Annotated in this window: 16 protein-coding genes and 1 tRNA gene; 7 read left to right on the forward strand and 10 right to left on the reverse strand. The window is 37.6% G+C overall.

Going from position 1 to position 17,345, the window contains the following annotated elements; all coding sequences use genetic code 11:
• Window positions 1–2 precede the first annotated feature (2 nt).
• From ATE92_RS03720 to ATE92_RS03735, 4 genes are all read left to right on the forward strand, one after another.
• Entirely contained in the window at window positions 3–602 is a 600-nt protein-coding gene (locus ATE92_RS03720; protein ID WP_100802417.1) for a hypothetical protein, read from the forward strand.
• A 259-nt stretch (window positions 603–861) separates the two neighbouring features.
• Window positions 862–1,563, forward strand: a complete 702-nt coding sequence (locus tag ATE92_RS03725; RefSeq protein ID WP_100802418.1) for a hypothetical protein — start codon at window positions 862–864, stop codon at window positions 1,561–1,563.
• Between the two features lie 270 nt (window positions 1,564–1,833).
• Entirely contained in the window at window positions 1,834–2,409 is a 576-nt protein-coding gene (locus tag ATE92_RS03730) for a cysteine hydrolase family protein (RefSeq protein WP_100802419.1), read from the forward strand.
• 18 nt (window positions 2,410–2,427) lie between these two features.
• Window positions 2,428–3,645: a GAF domain-containing sensor histidine kinase gene (locus tag ATE92_RS03735; protein ID WP_100802420.1), complete on the forward strand. Its 1,218-nt coding sequence runs from the start codon at window positions 2,428–2,430 to the stop codon at window positions 3,643–3,645.
• A 343-nt stretch (window positions 3,646–3,988) separates the two neighbouring features.
• Here ATE92_RS03735 and ATE92_RS14250 read toward each other — a convergent pair whose 3' ends face one another.
• From ATE92_RS14250 to trxA, 8 genes are all read right to left on the reverse strand, one after another.
• Complete coding sequence (locus tag ATE92_RS14250) at window positions 3,989–4,171, reverse strand: T9SS type A sorting domain-containing protein (protein WP_100804348.1); 183 nt, start codon at window positions 4,169–4,171, stop codon at window positions 3,989–3,991.
• On the reverse strand, window positions 4,168–4,341 hold the full coding sequence (locus ATE92_RS13970; RefSeq protein WP_157809550.1) for a hypothetical protein: 174 nt from the start codon (window positions 4,339–4,341) through the stop codon (window positions 4,168–4,170). The genes ATE92_RS14250 and ATE92_RS13970 overlap by 4 nt, the downstream gene beginning before the upstream one ends.
• A gap of 289 nt (window positions 4,342–4,630) precedes the next feature.
• On the reverse strand, window positions 4,631–5,059 hold the full coding sequence (locus ATE92_RS03745) for an SRPBCC family protein (RefSeq protein WP_100802421.1): 429 nt from the start codon (window positions 5,057–5,059) through the stop codon (window positions 4,631–4,633).
• A 200-nt stretch (window positions 5,060–5,259) separates the two neighbouring features.
• Window positions 5,260–5,333: transfer RNA gene (locus ATE92_RS03750), tRNA-Asp, on the reverse strand.
• A 281-nt stretch (window positions 5,334–5,614) separates the two neighbouring features.
• A complete protein-coding gene (locus ATE92_RS03755) occupies window positions 5,615–6,544 on the reverse strand; it encodes a DUF58 domain-containing protein (protein WP_100802422.1) in 930 nt (309 codons plus the stop codon).
• Window positions 6,545–6,597: 53 nt separating this feature from the next.
• Window positions 6,598–6,945 (reverse strand): four helix bundle protein, encoded by a 348-nt coding sequence (locus ATE92_RS03760; protein WP_198515595.1) that lies wholly within the window; start codon window positions 6,943–6,945, stop codon window positions 6,598–6,600.
• A gap of 116 nt (window positions 6,946–7,061) precedes the next feature.
• The gene (locus ATE92_RS03770) at window positions 7,062–7,607 is read right to left on the reverse strand and encodes a ClpP family protease (protein WP_100804349.1); all 546 of its coding nucleotides are present in this window, start codon (window positions 7,605–7,607) and stop codon (window positions 7,062–7,064) included.
• 105 nt (window positions 7,608–7,712) lie between these two features.
• On the reverse strand, window positions 7,713–8,030 hold the full coding sequence (gene trxA / locus ATE92_RS03775; protein ID WP_100802425.1) for a thioredoxin: 318 nt from the start codon (window positions 8,028–8,030) through the stop codon (window positions 7,713–7,715).
• A gap of 543 nt (window positions 8,031–8,573) precedes the next feature.
• Here trxA and ATE92_RS03780 point away from each other — a divergent pair.
• Genes ATE92_RS03780 through ATE92_RS03790 form a run of 3 tightly spaced genes read left to right on the forward strand, consistent with a single transcriptional unit; the run spans window position 8,574 to window position 12,769 of the window.
• Complete coding sequence (locus ATE92_RS03780; protein ID WP_100802426.1) at window positions 8,574–9,794, forward strand: DNA cytosine methyltransferase; 1,221 nt, start codon at window positions 8,574–8,576, stop codon at window positions 9,792–9,794.
• Window positions 9,791–12,127: a sensor histidine kinase gene (locus ATE92_RS03785; protein ID WP_100802427.1), complete on the forward strand. Its 2,337-nt coding sequence runs from the start codon at window positions 9,791–9,793 to the stop codon at window positions 12,125–12,127. Before ATE92_RS03780 ends, ATE92_RS03785 begins: the two co-directional genes overlap by 4 nt.
• A complete protein-coding gene (locus tag ATE92_RS03790; RefSeq protein ID WP_100802428.1) occupies window positions 12,128–12,769 on the forward strand; it encodes a hypothetical protein in 642 nt (213 codons plus the stop codon).
• Here ATE92_RS03790 and ATE92_RS03795 read toward each other — a convergent pair.
• Complete coding sequence (locus ATE92_RS03795; RefSeq protein WP_100802429.1) at window positions 12,746–12,937, reverse strand: hypothetical protein; 192 nt, start codon at window positions 12,935–12,937, stop codon at window positions 12,746–12,748. The two genes, ATE92_RS03790 and ATE92_RS03795, sit on opposite strands and share 24 nt — an antisense overlap.
• Window positions 12,938–12,969: 32 nt before the next feature.
• Window positions 12,970–17,319, reverse strand: a complete 4,350-nt coding sequence (gene dnaE / locus ATE92_RS03800) for a DNA polymerase III subunit alpha (protein ID WP_100802430.1) — start codon at window positions 17,317–17,319, stop codon at window positions 12,970–12,972.
• Window positions 17,320–17,345: the final 26 nt, after the last annotated feature.

Raw genomic sequence — 17,345 nt, forward strand, 5'->3', positions numbered from 1 at the left:
TCATGCGAAAATTTATACCAGTACTCTTATTTGTAATATCCTTTCAAGTAACTGCTCAAGTGCAAGATGGAACACTAACCATTAACGGTTCCCCAAATTATTCTCAGGGTAGTCCCACCATGGAAGCAGGATTAGATGATTCTGATCCTATTATAAGTGTGATACAGCCGGAGCTCGCTTTTATATTGAACCCTACTATAAACCCTATTACGGGTGTTACGACCACATCCGAACAAAATTGCGAGACTGTATATCGATATAAGGTGTTTTTGAATACAACAAATGCCCCCGCCGGCGCGATTATACAGGCTCGAACCTTTGCGAATAGTGGTCAACGATTTCCACTGGCAAATATTTATGACCAATTGCCCCCAGTGCTTCAGTATTTTGGCCCTAGAGATTTGTATCCGGCGACTTCCTCAGATCCCGATGGTTATGTTACTATACCCGACGATCCCACGATTGCCATTAAGGTCTTCGAATTTTATGGTTGTCGTGAAAATATTCCCATTGAATTCAGAATAATACCAACGGTTTTTAATGAAGCGGGTACTTCTAATTTTGACATTTTTTATACTATTACAGCAACGGTATTTGAATAAATTACTTTGCACAGTTGTTGGCATGTTCTTTTGGCATGCTAAAGCGCCTGGTTTACTAGCAATTTGTTGTATTATTTTGACAAATATGTAAATATAATAGCAGTTGAATTATACGTTCGAGGCAACACTTAATCCTTATTAACTACTCATCTTTAAAATTTTTTCATTGGTCTATACAATTCGTCCACTGAACGAAAAATGAATTCATTGAATTCGTTTTGTAAATATGTTTGCATTATAACACTTTAAAACAATAGACATGAAGCTTATTCTACTAACAACCCTAATATTATTTGCATTTTCAACTCAGGTTCTATCACAAGTGGGTGTAGGGACGGTAAACCCAACTGCGGCGCTAGATATCAATGGCGATTTAAGAATTAGAACAATTATTTCAGAAACAGACTTAGAAATCGCTAAAGATTCGGTTTTGGTAATTTCTCGAGATGGGACGGTAAAAAGTATTACTTCTGAAGCAATATTTAATAGCGTAAAAAAAACAGTGACCAAAGCAAATTTTCTAGGTACAACCGATTTGGATATCAATTTGCTTAGTGGTTCACCTATTTTGTTGCCATTTGATGGAGAACTAATCGATTTAAATGAAGAGTATGATACATCAAGCTACAGTTTCACTCCTAAACAAGATGGATATTACAGGATCTTTGGTACTGTAAACCTCGCACCAGATGACCTGCTTGGAGCAACCTCATCATTGGGTGTGTCTTTGCAAGTACGAAACGGAGCTACCGTGATCTCAGAAGCTTCTTCTGCCTTAGTAGGAGCCATTGTAGGAACGACAGATATCTATTTACAACCCATTCGTACCGTCCAAACCATTGCGTATTTAACCACAAGTGATGTAATTGGTTTTTATTTACTCAATAACGATACGGCTCCCCTGGATATTGACTTATTAACAGGAGATAACGCATATATATTTATCGAAAAGGTTAAGTAATACGTCGTTTATGCTCCTCGTAGCGCATCTTACATTTTGCGTAACTTAGGTCAATTGAATAAATAAGAAAACGAATTAGCATATAACAACTACGACATTAATACAATTAGTTTAAGTTCCGCTCGTCTCCCTGCTTTAACCATCGGACTATCGAAAATGGTGATTCACCGACAAAGCACTGATAATGTTTTTGTTTCTTTTGATATTCGAACAAATTCTATGGACAGAATGGAATTAGTTTAACTCATCACCTAATTAATTGACATTGAAATGAAAAAAGCCATAATCCTTATTGGGTATCAGAACGATTACTTTGCAAAAGATGGTATCTTACGATCCGTCGTTGAAGAATCCTCCAAAATTACGGATATCATCAGGAATACCGTGAACCTAATTGCCAATACCAATCATATCCCCATAATTTCTACTCCTATCATTTTTTCTGAAAATTATGAAGAACTCTCAGATCCAGTTGGCATCTTGGAAACTATAAAATCGGTAAAAGGTTTTAAGAAAGGAACGAAAGGCGCAGAAACGATAGATGAGATCAAGGCTTTCGGTGATAGAATTACTAACATCCCAGGTAAATTAGGACTTAATGCCTTTGTAAATACCCCGCTAGATTCATTTCTAAAAGAACACCACATTGAGCACTTACTAATTGCAGGCACTGTTGCTTCAATCTGTATTGATAGTACGGGTAGGTCTGCCTTCGAAAAAGGATATAAGGTCACTATGCTATCTGATTGTATTTCAGGTCGCACCAATTTTGAAAAGGATTTTTATTGTGATGAGATATTTCCTTTATATGCTACTGTGGAAACGTCAATAGAGCATAACTTTTAGTTGAAATAATTCTAGTTTATGAACGATCCAGAATCACTAAATATTCAAATCCAGAATCGATTAGTAGAACAACTTACTATAAAAAATAGTGAGCTAACATTGATCAATTCTTTTTCACAAGCACTGCACCATGTCTTGAATACTATAGATGTAACAAATTTGTTGATAGAGAAATTTAATATTTACTTCGGAAATCAATGGTGTGAAATTTATTTGATGGATGAGGAAAAAGAACATTTGATAAGGGTAAATACAGACTCGGAAACGATAAGTAATAGTGATGTGGTCTGTTGCGGAGTTGGCTTAATTGGAATCGTTGGAGTTAATGGAAAAGCAAAAATTTTAGTGGGCAACAACGAAGGAATAAATTCTCAAGATTCCGCGGCCACTTTGAGTGAAATAGCTGTGCCCTTAGTGCATAATGGCAAAGATGTTGTTGGCGTAATATACTCTAAACATGAGGAGCTTGATTTTTTCGATCATAACCAATTAAAGACGATAGAGACAATGGCTTCTATAGCAGCATCTAAAATTCTACAAATTGAAAACCTTACCAAAATTAAAAACTATCAAACGCTGTTGGAAGAGTATGTGCATATAGTTTCACATGATTTAAAATCGCCACTAAGATCCATAAATGCTCTAATATCGTGGATACAGGAGGATAATGAAGGGAAATTAAGCCAAGAAACGAGCAAAAATTTTGATCTTATCGACGACACTTTGTTTCAAATGGATAATCTAATAACCAATACACTTAACTATTCCAGAATGGATTATGATGTATTTGAAGAGGAAAGGGTTAATTTAAACGATCTTATCCAAGACATAGAAAACACACTCCAATTTGGGGAATATATAACTTTTATAAAACCTGATCAGCTCCCAACTATCAAAGGAAATAGAACAAAGTTCATGCAAATATTTCAAAACCTTATTGAGAACGCCATAAAATATATTGACAAGACCGAGGGATTGATTACTATTGATTTTACTTCAAATGTAGAATTCTATACTTTTTCAATTCAAGACAACGGAGTTGGAATTAAAGAGATTTATTTTGAAAAGATATTTCAAATATTTCAAACGCTCGATGATAAGAAAGAATCTTCTGGAATTGGGCTTTCTATAGTGAAAAAGTTAGTAAACAATTATGGAGGGAAAATTTGGCTTCAAAGTAATATTGGATTGGGCACAACTTTTTTCTTCACAATAAAAAAACACCAATCCCCTTGAAAATACTTACATGATTAGATTATTTTTTCTGTGAGGGTTAAGTTGTTATGAACTCAATTCTTCGGAGGTTATAGTCATTCCTATTGAAAAACAATTGCTCCATCATCGGGTGTATGGAATCAAACAGATTTGAACTTTTTACTGACGCTAGAAAGCCCTTTATCAAATAAGCTTAAAGGAAGTTTGTAAGTCGACGAATCTAATACTACTTATCTTTTATACAATTATAGCTTCATACAAATTGAATAAAAAAAGATTGTACCATGCTTAGAATAGAGACAATCTAAGAATTGCTGTTTCATATCAATTATATAAATTGGGGAGTTCTAAACTTCTCTTTGGTTTACCTTTTAACTAATTTTTTTACAACAGAACCTACATCAGTATTTAATCTTAAAAAATATACTCCAATTTTAAACGCTGATTCATTAACTTGATTGAAGTTTTCTGTTTTGGTCTGAATTATTTCACCTAAGAGGTTACTAACTTGAATAGATTTTATCTTAATTGCAGGGCTTATTTCTATGAAAAAACCTCATCCATAGGACTTGGATAGATTGAAATTTCATTCCTTAACAAATCTGAAACTCCTAATTGACAATCATCTGTTATGGTAGGATTACCATCAATAAACCAATTATCATAAGGAGGACCTCCCCTGAAATTACTGCAGTTGGTTCGTCCACTTGATAACATTGTAGGTTTGGATTATCATTAATCACCAAATACAATATTTGTGGTGACATTTTTTTAATGTATTATGCACACCTTAGAAGTTAATTGCACACCTAGATGCACACCTTTTTAGAAGAAAAACCTGGCATTCTGGCTGTAAACAAAAAAAGCCCCCGCCTCCACATTCTTTTCGGACGGGCAGGCATCCATTTATGAACAAATAAATATTTCCTTAAACAAAAAAAGCCCATCCATATGGATAAGCTTCTCATTGGTTTATTACTAAACCACATGCCAATTTTAAACTTAATCAAGTAGAAAAATGTGCTTTAAGATCCTGCAATAAGGCATGATAAATGGGGTTGCAGAAGTCGGCAACTCCACCTTCTTTATCCCTTTGCCATTTGCAAGTCCAAACAACGAGACTTGTATTATCCTCCGTAATCGGTAATACTTTTACGTTTCCGATATAACCATCGACATTATCCTTAGATAGTGGGCCAGGGCCATCATCGATACTATAAGAGAACGATTTTTCTTGGGGATTCATCGCTTTTAAAGTTTCGGAAAAAGCACCATTTAATACTCTTTTTGCACCAACTTCATCAGATTTGCGGTCTCCAACTGGATCTAGTTGATTTACCACATTTTTGCTCCATGACATATCATGGAAATTCTTTAAGGTATCGAACACCTTTTCAGCTGATGCTTTTATAACTGCTGAATTATAACACTCCATGTTCTATAATTTTAAATTAAATCCTTAAATATAATGCTTTTTTACTGTTTATCAATCACTTAGCTATTCTTCTTTAAACTGGCTCCGTGAAAAGAATTTATCCCAAACAAAAAAAGCCTCTCCATCTAAGGAAAAGCTTCTCATTGGTTTATTTCTAAACCACAAGCCACATTTAAGTGACTCAACACAACATTTTAGTGCGGTCTGGACGAGACTCGAACTCGCGACCCCCTGCGTGACAGGCAGGTATTCTAACCAACTGAACTACCAGACCGTTGCTAAGCCCTTAGGCTTGTTAGCATACCAACATTTTACTGTTAGCGGTGGCAAATATACACCCCTTATTTATTACCACAAACAATTTTTTTAAAAATTTATAGAAAAAAAGCCTCTGACTTAATCCAGCCATCATTTCACTTGATAATCAAAGCTTAAAGCTTATGGCTTATAGCATTTGGCTAAAAGCGCTCTCCCCTTTTCAGCTCACTGCTCACTACTCACTACTCACTACTCACTACTCACTACTCACTACTCACTACTCACTACTCACTAAAACTAGCCAAACTTCTGCCTTTCCACCAAATACGTAGTAAGTATCTTATTAAACCGCTCCTTGATATCCACCGGCACATACTTTATCCTGTATAACCCGCATTTTAACTGTAACTCTGTAAAATAGTTTTGTACGGCCTCCTCATACGATTCCTTGATATTGTCTGCATACAAATTTACATGCTCGCCGGTTTCCACATCTACAAAGCGCTTCGGTCTATTATTAAAATCGAATTCAATTTCGGTTTCCTTGTCGTAGGTATGAAACAACACTACCTCGTGTTTGTTGTATTTTAAATGTTGCAGGGCCTCAAATAATTTTTCTTCCTCCACATCACTCTGAAACATATCGGTAAACAGAAACACCAGCGATCTCCGCTTCAGTTTTTCGGCAATTAAATGCAAATGTGAATAGGTTTTCGTCTGTATTTGCTTGCTTGATTGTGATATTGCATTATTAAGATGACTTAAAAGCATGTGGTGATGTCGCTCGCTTCCCTTTTCCGAAGCATAGAACTCGTACACATCACTATAAATACTCATCCCCACGGCATCGCGTTGACGCTTGAGCAAATTCATAATCGCCGCGCTCGCCAGTACCGAAAATCCAATCTTATTCAACGAATTGATATTAAACTGCTTCAGTTTGGGATAATGCATCGAACTGCTGTTGTCGATAATTAAGTGACACCGCAAATTGGTCTCTTCCTCGTAGCGCTTGGTATACAGCTTGTCGGTTTTGGCGTAGAGCTTCCAGTCGATATGCTTGGTGCTTTCGCCGTTGTTGTAGATCTTGTGCTCCGCAAATTCGGCCGAAAAACCGTGAAACGGACTCTTATGCAAGCCCGAAATAAACCCTTCCACCACCTGAGTAGCGAGCAGCTCCAGATTCTTAAATCCGGTAATTTCGTTTATTTCTTTTTCTATATTCATTGTTGGTGAAGGGTAAAGCGTGAAGGGTGAAGCGCTTTTACTTTTTTCATTCTTTAATTGTTTCTTACATAATTTCTTGTTCCCAGCAGTAATTTTCTAACAGAAATTAATAAATTATTCAAGTCGGTGTTCTCAGAAATAAAACCAAGTCTGATAGCTAATTGATATTGGGTTTCGACCTCAGATAATGATCCTAGAGATATACTAAGAAATTGTTGAAATTCCTTATTACTCTTTCTGGCAGCTCCTTCAGCAATATTCGATGGAATTGAGATAGCTGCTCTTTTTATTTGACTTGTTAAACCGTAAACTTCTTCCTTTGGAAATGCTCGAGTGATGGTGTAAATAGCCTCTGCTAAATCCATACTCTTCTTCCAAACATCCATTTCTTTATGATTCATTATAATTTCAAATCAATTCTCTTCACACTTCACACTTCACCCTTCACGCTTCACCCTTCACTACTCACCACTCACTCTTCACTACTCACCCTTCACCCTTCACCCTTCACACTTCACTATTTAGCCACTCCATCCACAATTCCATACGCCACACTCTCCTCAGCACCCATCCAGTGATCTCTATTAAAATCTTTCATCACCTTCTCGACTTTCTGCCCGCAATTTTTTGCCAGAATCTGAGCGCTCAACTCTTTGGTTTTTAATATTTCCTGAGCCGTAATTTCAATATCACTTGCTTGTCCGCGTGCGCCACCGCTGGGCTGATGAATCATCACCCGCGCATGAGGTTGAATAAATCGTCTACCTTTTTTCCCTGCCGAAAGCAAAATACTTCCCATAGAAGCGGCGAGTCCGGTGCAAATGGTCGAAACGGGACTTTTAAGGCTTTGAATAGTATCGTAAATTGAAAATCCGCTGGTGACATATCCACCCGGACTGTTAATATAAAACTGAATCTCGTCTTTGCTCACCGAATCCAGATACAGCAAACGATCTACCACGTGTTTGGCACTTTTATCGTCTACCATCCCCCATAAAAACACCTTGCGATCGTTTAATAATTGGTTGTCTATCCTGTCCTGAACTTTAATTACTTTCTCCATATTGTAGTAGGCCACTGTGGCGCTTGTTTAATTTTTACTAATTCACTAAAATAAGAAAAGGCTCAGCATACTGCCAAGCCTTTTACATATTATTTCTATAAACTGTTATAAAAGCGAATCGATGGCCTCGGCATATACATTTTTAGGCGCTACACCTACTTGTCGTCCTACCAATTCACCTTTGTTAAATATCAATACTGTAGGAATGTTTCGCACTCCGTATTTTGCGGCAAACTCCTGGTTTGCATCTACATCTACCTTTCCAACCACGGCTTTCCCGTCGTATTCTTCACTAATTTGGTCGATGATAGGTCCTACCATACGGCAAGGTCCGCACCATGCGGCCCAAAAATCCACCATTACCGGTTTGTCACTTTTTAATACTGTTTGTTCAAACGTTGCGTCTGTTATTTCTAAAGCCATTGCAATAATTTTTAAATGTTAGACAAAAATAGTCAATTATTTCCCGAAATCTTACACGCTTAACATTACTTTAGACAATCGCAGCATTGGTTTTGTTTATGCGGGCTCGTCCCAATTTCTCGTTTATTATAGACGTGCTTAACTGAACAAACCTCCAGAAATATGGGAGCTTCTCCGAGCGCAGCTATAGTTTAGGCGGGCCTGCCCGAACGTCTCTTTAGAGGTGGGTGGGCGTTTCCGCCTAAGGCGGACCGGGCTATCCGCTACAAGTCCTCGCGCATCGCTGTGGGCTTTTCGCTGCTATCCCTAACGCGGGGAAACAAAATGAGCATTCACTTTCTACTGCCTCTCAATTTGAATAAACACACTAGTAAGTTATTTAGCTACTTTTGTTCTCCTAATCGAAACTTTTGTTTACTTTGTAAAGAACAATCATAAATGGATGAATATGACTTTTCTCGGAAAGCATCTTACTGACAGATCAATAAATAAGGTAAAAGTCACTCGAAAGAATTTCTTGAAATATAAAAACGAGTAAATAAAATGAATGAACTGAACTTCATAGATTTATTCGCAGGAGCATCTGGTATGTCCGAAGGGTTTATCCAAGCTGGCTTAAATCCTATTTCACACATTGAAATGGATAAATATGCTTGTGATTCTATTAGAACTAGAGCGGTTTATCATTTCGTTACAAAAAATGGAAAGGAAAAATTTTACTTTGATTATCTAAAAGGAGAAATTTCAAGAGAAGAATTATACAGCCAAGTTCCTAAAGATATTTTAGATTCTGTTTTAAATATAGAAATTACAGATGATTCGATAAAATCAATATTTTCAAAAATTGACAAAACTTTAAATAAAAAAAAGGTTGATTTAATAATTGGCGGCCCGCCATGTCAAGCATATTCTCTACTTGGCAGACATCACGAAAATATTGAAAACGACCCAAGAAATAAACTATATATCCAATATGGAAGATTCTTAAAACATTATGAGCCTAAAGCATTTGTTTTTGAAAATGTGCCAGGTTTATTAAGTGCCAACAAAGGACAACATTTCAAAAATCTCAAAGCATATTTTCGCAAAATCGGCTATGAAGTTTATCATGATACCCTAAATGCTGCCGATTACGGAGTACTTCAAGCTCGAAAAAGAATAATTATTGTTGGCTGGAAAAAGAACATCGATTATGGCTTCCCAGAAATTAAAAAAATAAAAGTAGAAACTACTGTTAACGATATTTTTCAAGATTTACCTAAACTAAAGTCTGGCGAAGCATTACACGTAGCAGACTACACTATTCCTAAAAATGATTACTTAAAAAGGTTTGAATTACGAAACGGTGTCGACTTTGTTACACAACATATTTCAAGACCACATAATGCCCGAGATTTAAAGATCTATAAAATAGCTATAGAAAAATGGGACAAGAATGAAGAACGTTTAAAATATCCTGATTTGCCTAAAGAATTAAAGACTCATAAGAACGAATCTTCATTTGCAGATAGATTCAAAGTTGTAAATGGCAAAGGAGTTTCTCATACAGTTGTTGCTCATATTGCCAAAGATGGGCACTACTATATCCATCCTGACATAAAACAATGTCGTTCGATTTCAGTAAGAGAAGCTGCTAGGTTGCAATCCTTCCCTGACGATTTTTATTTTGAAGGCTCTCGTTCCGCCGCATTTAAGCAAATTGGCAATGCTGTACCACCATTAATGGCCTATTCTATTGCAAAAGCAATAAAAAATAAACTATGATTACAACTAGAAAACATTCCTTTCAGCCTGGAGCTAGGTCTATTATCCAAATGGGGGAGGAATTAATTGGTCATCCAACATCTGCAATTAATGAGCTTGTGAAAAATGGATATGATGCTGATGCGACCAAAGTAAATGTTTACATAAATATAGAAATAAATGTTGCTAAATCTTTCGTGTTTATTATCGATAATGGAGTGGGAATGGCAGATGATGTTTTGTTTGGAGAATGGCTTCAACCCTCTGTTAGCTCAAAAAGAAAGAAGACCCATAGTGAAATATTTAATAGAAAATTTTTAGGTAACAAAGGCATTGGTCGGCTTGCAGCTATGGCATTAGGACAACGATTGACCGTTATATCTAAAACTTCTGATTGTATAAATTATAATTGGCTTAGTTTAGACTCTAACCAATTTCAAGAAGAAGTACTATTAAATCGAATTGAATTTCCAGGGGATGAAATTATTAATTACAAGGATTTATTTGAAGAAGAAGAATATTTAGAAATTAGAAAACAAGATAAAAATGAATCTTTAATTTCTTTAATTAATTCTGATGCTTGTGGAGATTTTCTTGAGGGCACTTTAATTATTATAGAGAACGTTGATGCCAGCCTTCAAAACTTAATGATTGATGAGTTTAGTAAGAATGAGAATGAACTTAAATTTGAAGATACAAGTATAATGAAGTCCTTAGGAGTATTAATTACTCCCTTAGCAATGAGCGAATTAATACAGAAAGAGCTTATTGAAAAGAAAATTATTTCTAATAAAATTGCGATTGCTAATGAAAATAGTACTTTCCAATTAAATTTCGGAACAAATTTAATTGAATCTAATTCTGAATCCTTAGAACTACATGAAGTTACTCCACTAAAAATACTTAAAGGATATAGTTACAGGGCGATAGGAAAGGTTGATTCAAATGGCAAGTTAAATGGTTTCCTATATTTTAATAGATTAGAGGGTGATAATTTTCCTAAAAATTTAGACTTTGATGTTTCAGATTTTAATAAAATTCAACCAAAAAGAAAAGAAAAAAAAGAAACATTCGAATTATCTGAAAGTGATAGAAATAAAGATGTTGGGGAATTTATATTTGATATTAGAATATATGATCGTGAAAAAGATGCTATCGAAAAGTTGGGAGTATTGCTAAATGAGAAAAATTCTGAAACAAAAAATATACTGAATAAATTATTAGGAATAAGAATCTCTAAAAATGGTTTTGGAGTAAAGCCTTATGGTGATGTTGATGGTGTTCAGGATTGGCTAGGGTTAGGACAAAAGAGAGTTCAAGATCCCGGAAAAAATATTGGACCAAATTTGGTTTTGGGTTATGTCTATTTATTTTCACCTCAAAATGATGGCTTGAAGGAGAAAACCAATAGAGAAGGATTTTATGAAAACAAAGCTTTTAATCAGCTTAAAGGCATGTTACTTAGGGCCATGCAGGAAATTGGGCAATTGAGATATAATTATAGGCTTAGAAAAAATTTGGGGAGACCTACTGCTAAATTTAATACTCGTCCTGAATCTGAGGAATATTTAAGATTCATAAATGACAATGTGCAAAATTTAAATGTCCTAAACAGAACTCAAGATTTTATTAAGGAAACCAATTCTGCCTTAGATAATGCTGAATTTCGGTTATCCCTCGCTGAAAGGCTTGCTTCTTTAGGAAGTAGTTTGGAGCTACTATATCATGAATTAGCCCAACCTATTACTATTCTTGGAGCTGCCGAAATGGAAATTTATGATCAAAATGAAAAAGTACAACAAAATGAAATAAAAAATAAGATATCAGAAGAATTGAATTTTATATCAGAGGCCGTTTCGACTTTAGATGATTTAAAAGATTCTTTAGAGCCTGCAATTGGCAAATCTGTAAGTAGAACATTTAAGCCAATTATATCTTTTTCAAAAGTAATGAGACTATATAAAAAAGATATTAGTGATTATGATATTAAAGTTGATATAGATCCTTCTCTGCAAAACTATCAAATAACAGATAATGAATATGCTCTTTGGATATCCTTTTTAAATATTATTAATAATGCAATTTTTTGGTTAAAGACTAGTGAAGAGAATAGTAGAACAATTCTATTTAGTCTTGAAAATAATAATTTAGTAATTAGTAATACAGGTCCACTAATTCCTGAAGATATAATAGATATAATTTTTGAATACGGTGTTTCTAACAAACCAGGCAAAAATAAAAGTGGTTTAGGATTAACATACACAAAAAGTATTCTTGACAAGAATAAATGGTCTATTCATGCTGAAAACAGAGATTATGGTCCGGCATTTATAATTAATAAACTAGATAAATAAATGGGTAAAATACTTATATACGACGATGAAGAACCGATTGTAAGAAAAATAAAATCTGCTATAAGAGGTTTAAATTTAGGACTTAAGCCAATAGTATTTGTTTCTTTAGAGGACCTGCGAGATTATATTTATTCTGATGATAATTGGGATGAAGTTAAAGCAGTAGTTTTTGATTTGGCCCAGAAAAAGGAAGAAGATGCTGGGATAATAGATTTTGAAATTCTAGAAGATATTAAGTATTGTGTTGAAAATAGAAGAGTTCCAATTTTAATTCACAGTGCTTATGCCAATCAATTAGATGTTTTGGCGACATATCCATCAGTTCTTTTATATAAAAAAAGCGGAAAATCAATAAAAAATGTTAGAAATGACATTGGGCTAATGGAAAGAACTGGTTTTTTAAACCTTTTTTCAGAAGGACCACTTTTGAAAGACGAATTAATGCTTTGTGAGCCAAAATTAAATTGGGGAGATTTGTTAGTAAAAAGAGTATTGCAAGAACATTTTATTGATAACTTTAAGGGGGTAAATATTTTAGAACAATTATCTGAAATAATTCAATTGGATAACCCTCAACGTGAAACTTATTTGAAATACTTAAAACCTGCCGTAGATTCACTAAAAGCAACAGCAAAAGATTAGTAATAAATTGAATGATAAATCAGGCTTTCCAAAAACGGATTTATCATTCTTTCGATAACGATAACCTTTATGCCATAACGCCTTTGCAAGTTTCTTTTCAATTTTTGAACCTTTATTTTTGACGGCTCGCATATTTTTCAATCGCTGCTCTTTCGTCAATTTGTCCATTTCACTATCCCCTTTTATCTATCCTCTTTTAATCAATTCAACCTATACTGCACCTGCGCCATTTCCAGTTCGTCCAACAACTCCTGCGAGATATGTACCTTCTGCTTACGGCTGGGCATGGTCAACTTTACCTTTTCCTCCATCTCGTAGATCACAAACTGTAACGGTTTGTCGCCCTTGTGGAGTTTAAATAGTTCCTTCAGACTTTTAATGGTGTCTTCCGCCAGATCTTCTATAGGCATCTGTATGGTCAACTTCCGCGCCTGACTGTCCATTACGTCGTGTAACAGTTGCATACTGTTGTATTGCAATCTGGGTTCGCCTTTTTTGCCGGTATCGCGGTTGGTCCAGCCCTCCTTTACAAACACCCGTGCATAAATAAACGAGTTGGGGACCAAAAAGTGTCTAAACTTTAAATACTCCTCCCCAAAAATCTTAAACTCAAAACTGTCGTCGTAGTCTTCCACCACAAAGATCGCCCAGCCCTTTCCGGCCTTCGATTCACGGTGTTGCACGTCGGTGACGATGCCTCCAAAACACAATTCGCGGTTTATAAAGGGTTCCAGATTATTAAAGTCGGAAACCCGGCAATTGGTAAAACTCTTCATTTCGGTTTTAAAATCATCCAAAGGATGCCCCGAAATGTAAATGCCCACCACTTCCTTTTCAAATTTCAGTTTCTTCATAGTGCCCCAGGGCTCGCAAGGCGGTACTTCGGGTTCAGGGATTTGAACCTCACTGGCATCGCCAAACAGACTTACCTGCGACGAATTCTGTGTTTCCTGATAGCGCGCCGCATAACGCAATACCTTTTCAATAAACATCACCCCGTCCCCATCGTCATGTAAATACTGAGCTCTGTGTGTATCGAAACTGTCAAAACCTCCCGCCAACGCCAGATTTTCAAAGGCTTTCTTGTTGGCCGATCGCAAATCGATACGTTTTGCCAAATCGAACACCGACTTATACTTTCCGTCCTTCCGTTCATCTACGATAGTGGCTACGGCGTTGCCGCCTACACCTTTTACGGCGCCCATTCCGAAGCGTACCGCGCCGCGATCGTTTACGGTAAACTTGTAAAACGATTCGTTCACATCGGGGCCCAAAACTTCCAATCCCATGCGCTTGCATTCCTCCATAAAGAACGAGATCTGTTTGATATCGCTCATGTTGTTAGACAGTACCGCCGCCATATATTCGGCAGGGTAATGCGCCTTTAAATAGGCAGTCTGATACGCAATCCAGGCGTAGCAGGTAGAATGTGATTTGTTGAAGGCATAACTCGCAAAGGCTTCCCAATCCTTCCAGATCTTTTCGAGCTTTTCGGGGTCGTGCCCTTTGGCAGCTGCCTGTTCGATAAACTGAGGCTTCATTTTGTCCAACACCGATTTCTGTTTTTTCCCCATCGCCTTCCGAAGCACATCGGCCTCACCCTTGGTGAAATCGGCTAACTTTTGTGACAGCAACATCACCTGCTCCTGATAGACCGTAATTCCGTAGGTTTCCTTTAAAAATTCTTCCATAGCCGGAAGGTCATAGCTAATTTGTTCCTCCCCGTGCTTTCTTCTAATAAAACTCGGGATGTATTCCATGGGTCCCGGACGGTACAAAGCGTTCATCGCAATAAGATCGGCAAACACAGTAGGTTTGAGGTCCTTCATGTGTTTTTGCATCCCGGCCGATTCGTACTGAAAGATCCCTACCGTATCGCCGCGTTGAAAGAGTTCATAGGTCTTTTCATCGTCCAGCGGAAAGTTGTCCGGATCCAGCAACACATTGTGTTTGTGCTTTACAATTTTTACGGTATCTTTTATAAGCGTAAGGGTTTTTAAGCCCAGAAAGTCCATTTTCAACAGCCCGGCACTTTCCACCACCGAGTTATCGAATTGGGTCACGTACAAATCGGAGTCCTTTGCAGTGGCAATTGGCACAAAATCGGTGATATCGCTGGGTGTAATGATCACTCCACAGGCGTGAATTCCGGTGTTTCTCACCGAGCCTTCCAATATCTTCGCCTGATTGATAGTTTGTGCTTCCAGATCCTCCCCTTCCGAAAGGTTTAGCAATTCATTCACTTTTGGCAGTTCGTCACTTCTGAAACGGCTTCGCAATTCACTGTCACTCAATCCGAAGATCTTATTCAGCTTGGTCATATTGGGAATGAGCTTCGCAATACGGTCGGCGTCATTCAAAGGTAAATCCAACACTCTTGCCGTATCGCGAATAGACGACTTTGCGGCCATGGTTCCGTAGGTGATGATCTGCGCCACCTGACTGCTGCCGTATTTGTTAATCACATAATCCATTACTTTTCCACGCCCTTCATCATCGAAATCGATATCGATATCGGGCATGCTCACACGATCCGGATTTAAGAAACGCTCAAAAAGCAGGTCGTACTTGATGGGGCAAATATTTGTGATTCCCAGGCAATACGCCACAGCACTTCCTGCCGCCGAACCTCTTCCCGGCCCCACCGAAACGTCCATTTTACGGGCTTCAGCAATAAAATCCTGTACAATTAAAAAGTATCCCGGATAGCCGGTGTTGGCAATTACTTCCAATTCAAAATCCAAACGTTGCTGAATTTCGTCGGTCATTTCCGGGTAGCGCTTTTTGGCGCCTTCAAAAGTGAGAAATTTTAAATAGGCGTTCTCTCCTCGCTTGCCACCGTCGGCATCTTCCACGTGTAAAAATTCCTTCGGAATGGCAAAATTGGGAAGTAACACATCCCGCATCAAACTGAAGGATTCAATTTTTGAAATAATTTCAGAAATACTTTCAATCGCTTCAGGAAGGTCATTGAATAAAGCCTTCATTTCGTCCTGCGACTTGAAATAATACTCCTGATTGGGCAGACCGTAGCGATAGCCGCGACCTCTCCCAATGGGTGTTGCCTGCTTTTCCCCGTCTTTTACACACAGCAAAATATCGTGCGCATTGGCATTTTCCTTGTCGATGTAGTAAGTATTGTTGCACGCGACCAGTTTCACATTGTGCTTTTTGGAAAAATCTATCAATACGGTGTTTACCCTGTTCTCGTCCTCCTGATTGTGACGCATAATTTCCAGATAGAAATCTTCTCCAAACTCTTGTTTCCACCAAATCAAGGCTTCTTCCGCCTGATTCTCACCAATATTGAGGATCTTGCTCGAAACCTCCCCGTACATACTTCCGGAAAGCACGATAATATCGTCCTTGTATTTTTTAATCACCTCTCTGTCTATCCGCGGCACGTAGTAAAATCCGTCGGTATAGGCAATAGAAGCCATTTTTGCCAGATTGTGATATCCCGACTTGTTTTTGGCAAGCAACACCACCTGATAGCCGTTGTCTTTATGCGATTTGTTGGTGTGGTCTTCGCACACAAAAAATTCGCAGCCCACAATTCCTTTGAGAGTTTTGTGTTTTTCTTCTTCTGAAAGGGAGCTGTTATAGGTATTTACCGCACGTACAAAATGAAAGGCACCCATCATATTCCCGCTGTCGGTGATGGCAACTGCGGGCATATTATTTTTTACCGCAGCATTCACCAAATCCTGTGTACTAGAGGTAGACTGGAGGATGGAGAATTGCGAATGATTGTGTAAATGCGCAAAGGGAGTTTCCTGAAGCGTGGCAATGTTTTCTTTAATTTCTTCGGAAGAAATTTCGACCGTTTCCACTTTGGCGTCGAGCGCAGCCTTTATCTTTTTTGAAGCTTTTTTAAGATTGATATGCTGAAGCCCCAGCAATTTAATTTCCTTCGGATTCTCTTCCGAAAAACGCTCAAAATAATCGGGTTGTACGTCTAATTCTTCTAAAGTAAAAATTTGTCGGCGTACCAATTCCAGGAAACAACGCGTAGTAGCTTCCACATCGGCTGTAGCATTATGCGCTTCTTCAAAAGGCTGTTGAAACAGAAATTCATGTAATTCGGTAAGCGTAGGGAGTTTGAATTTACCTCCTCGTCCGCCGGGCAACTGACAGAGTTGTGCAGTGGTTTCGGTGCATGTATCGAGGACAGGAAATTTTGGCAAGGGATTTTCCATGCCAAGGCGTAAAAATTCGGCCCCCATGATGTTGAGATCGAAGCCTACGTTTTGTCCTACTACGTATTTGGTTTTGGAAAGCGCTTCGGTGAATTTTTCAATCATTTCAGCCAAAGGAATACCTTGTTGTTGCGCCAGTTCGGTGGAAATACCGTGAATCTTTTCGGCATCAAAGGGAATATTAAAACCTTCGGGCTGTACCAGGTAATCCTCATGCTCCACCACATTCCCCATGGCATCGTGTAATTGCCAGGCAATTTGAATACAACGAGGCCAGTTGTCGCTGTCGGTTAAAGGCGCGTTCCAATTTCGGGGTAAACCGGTGGTTTCGGTATCAAAAATTAAGTACATGGAGGATTGTATGAGGTGTTACCTTA

The sequence above is a fragment of the Ulvibacter sp. MAR_2010_11 genome (genome assembly GCF_002813135.1).
In the GTDB taxonomy this organism is placed as follows: Bacteria; Bacteroidota; Bacteroidia; order Flavobacteriales; family Flavobacteriaceae; genus Altibacter.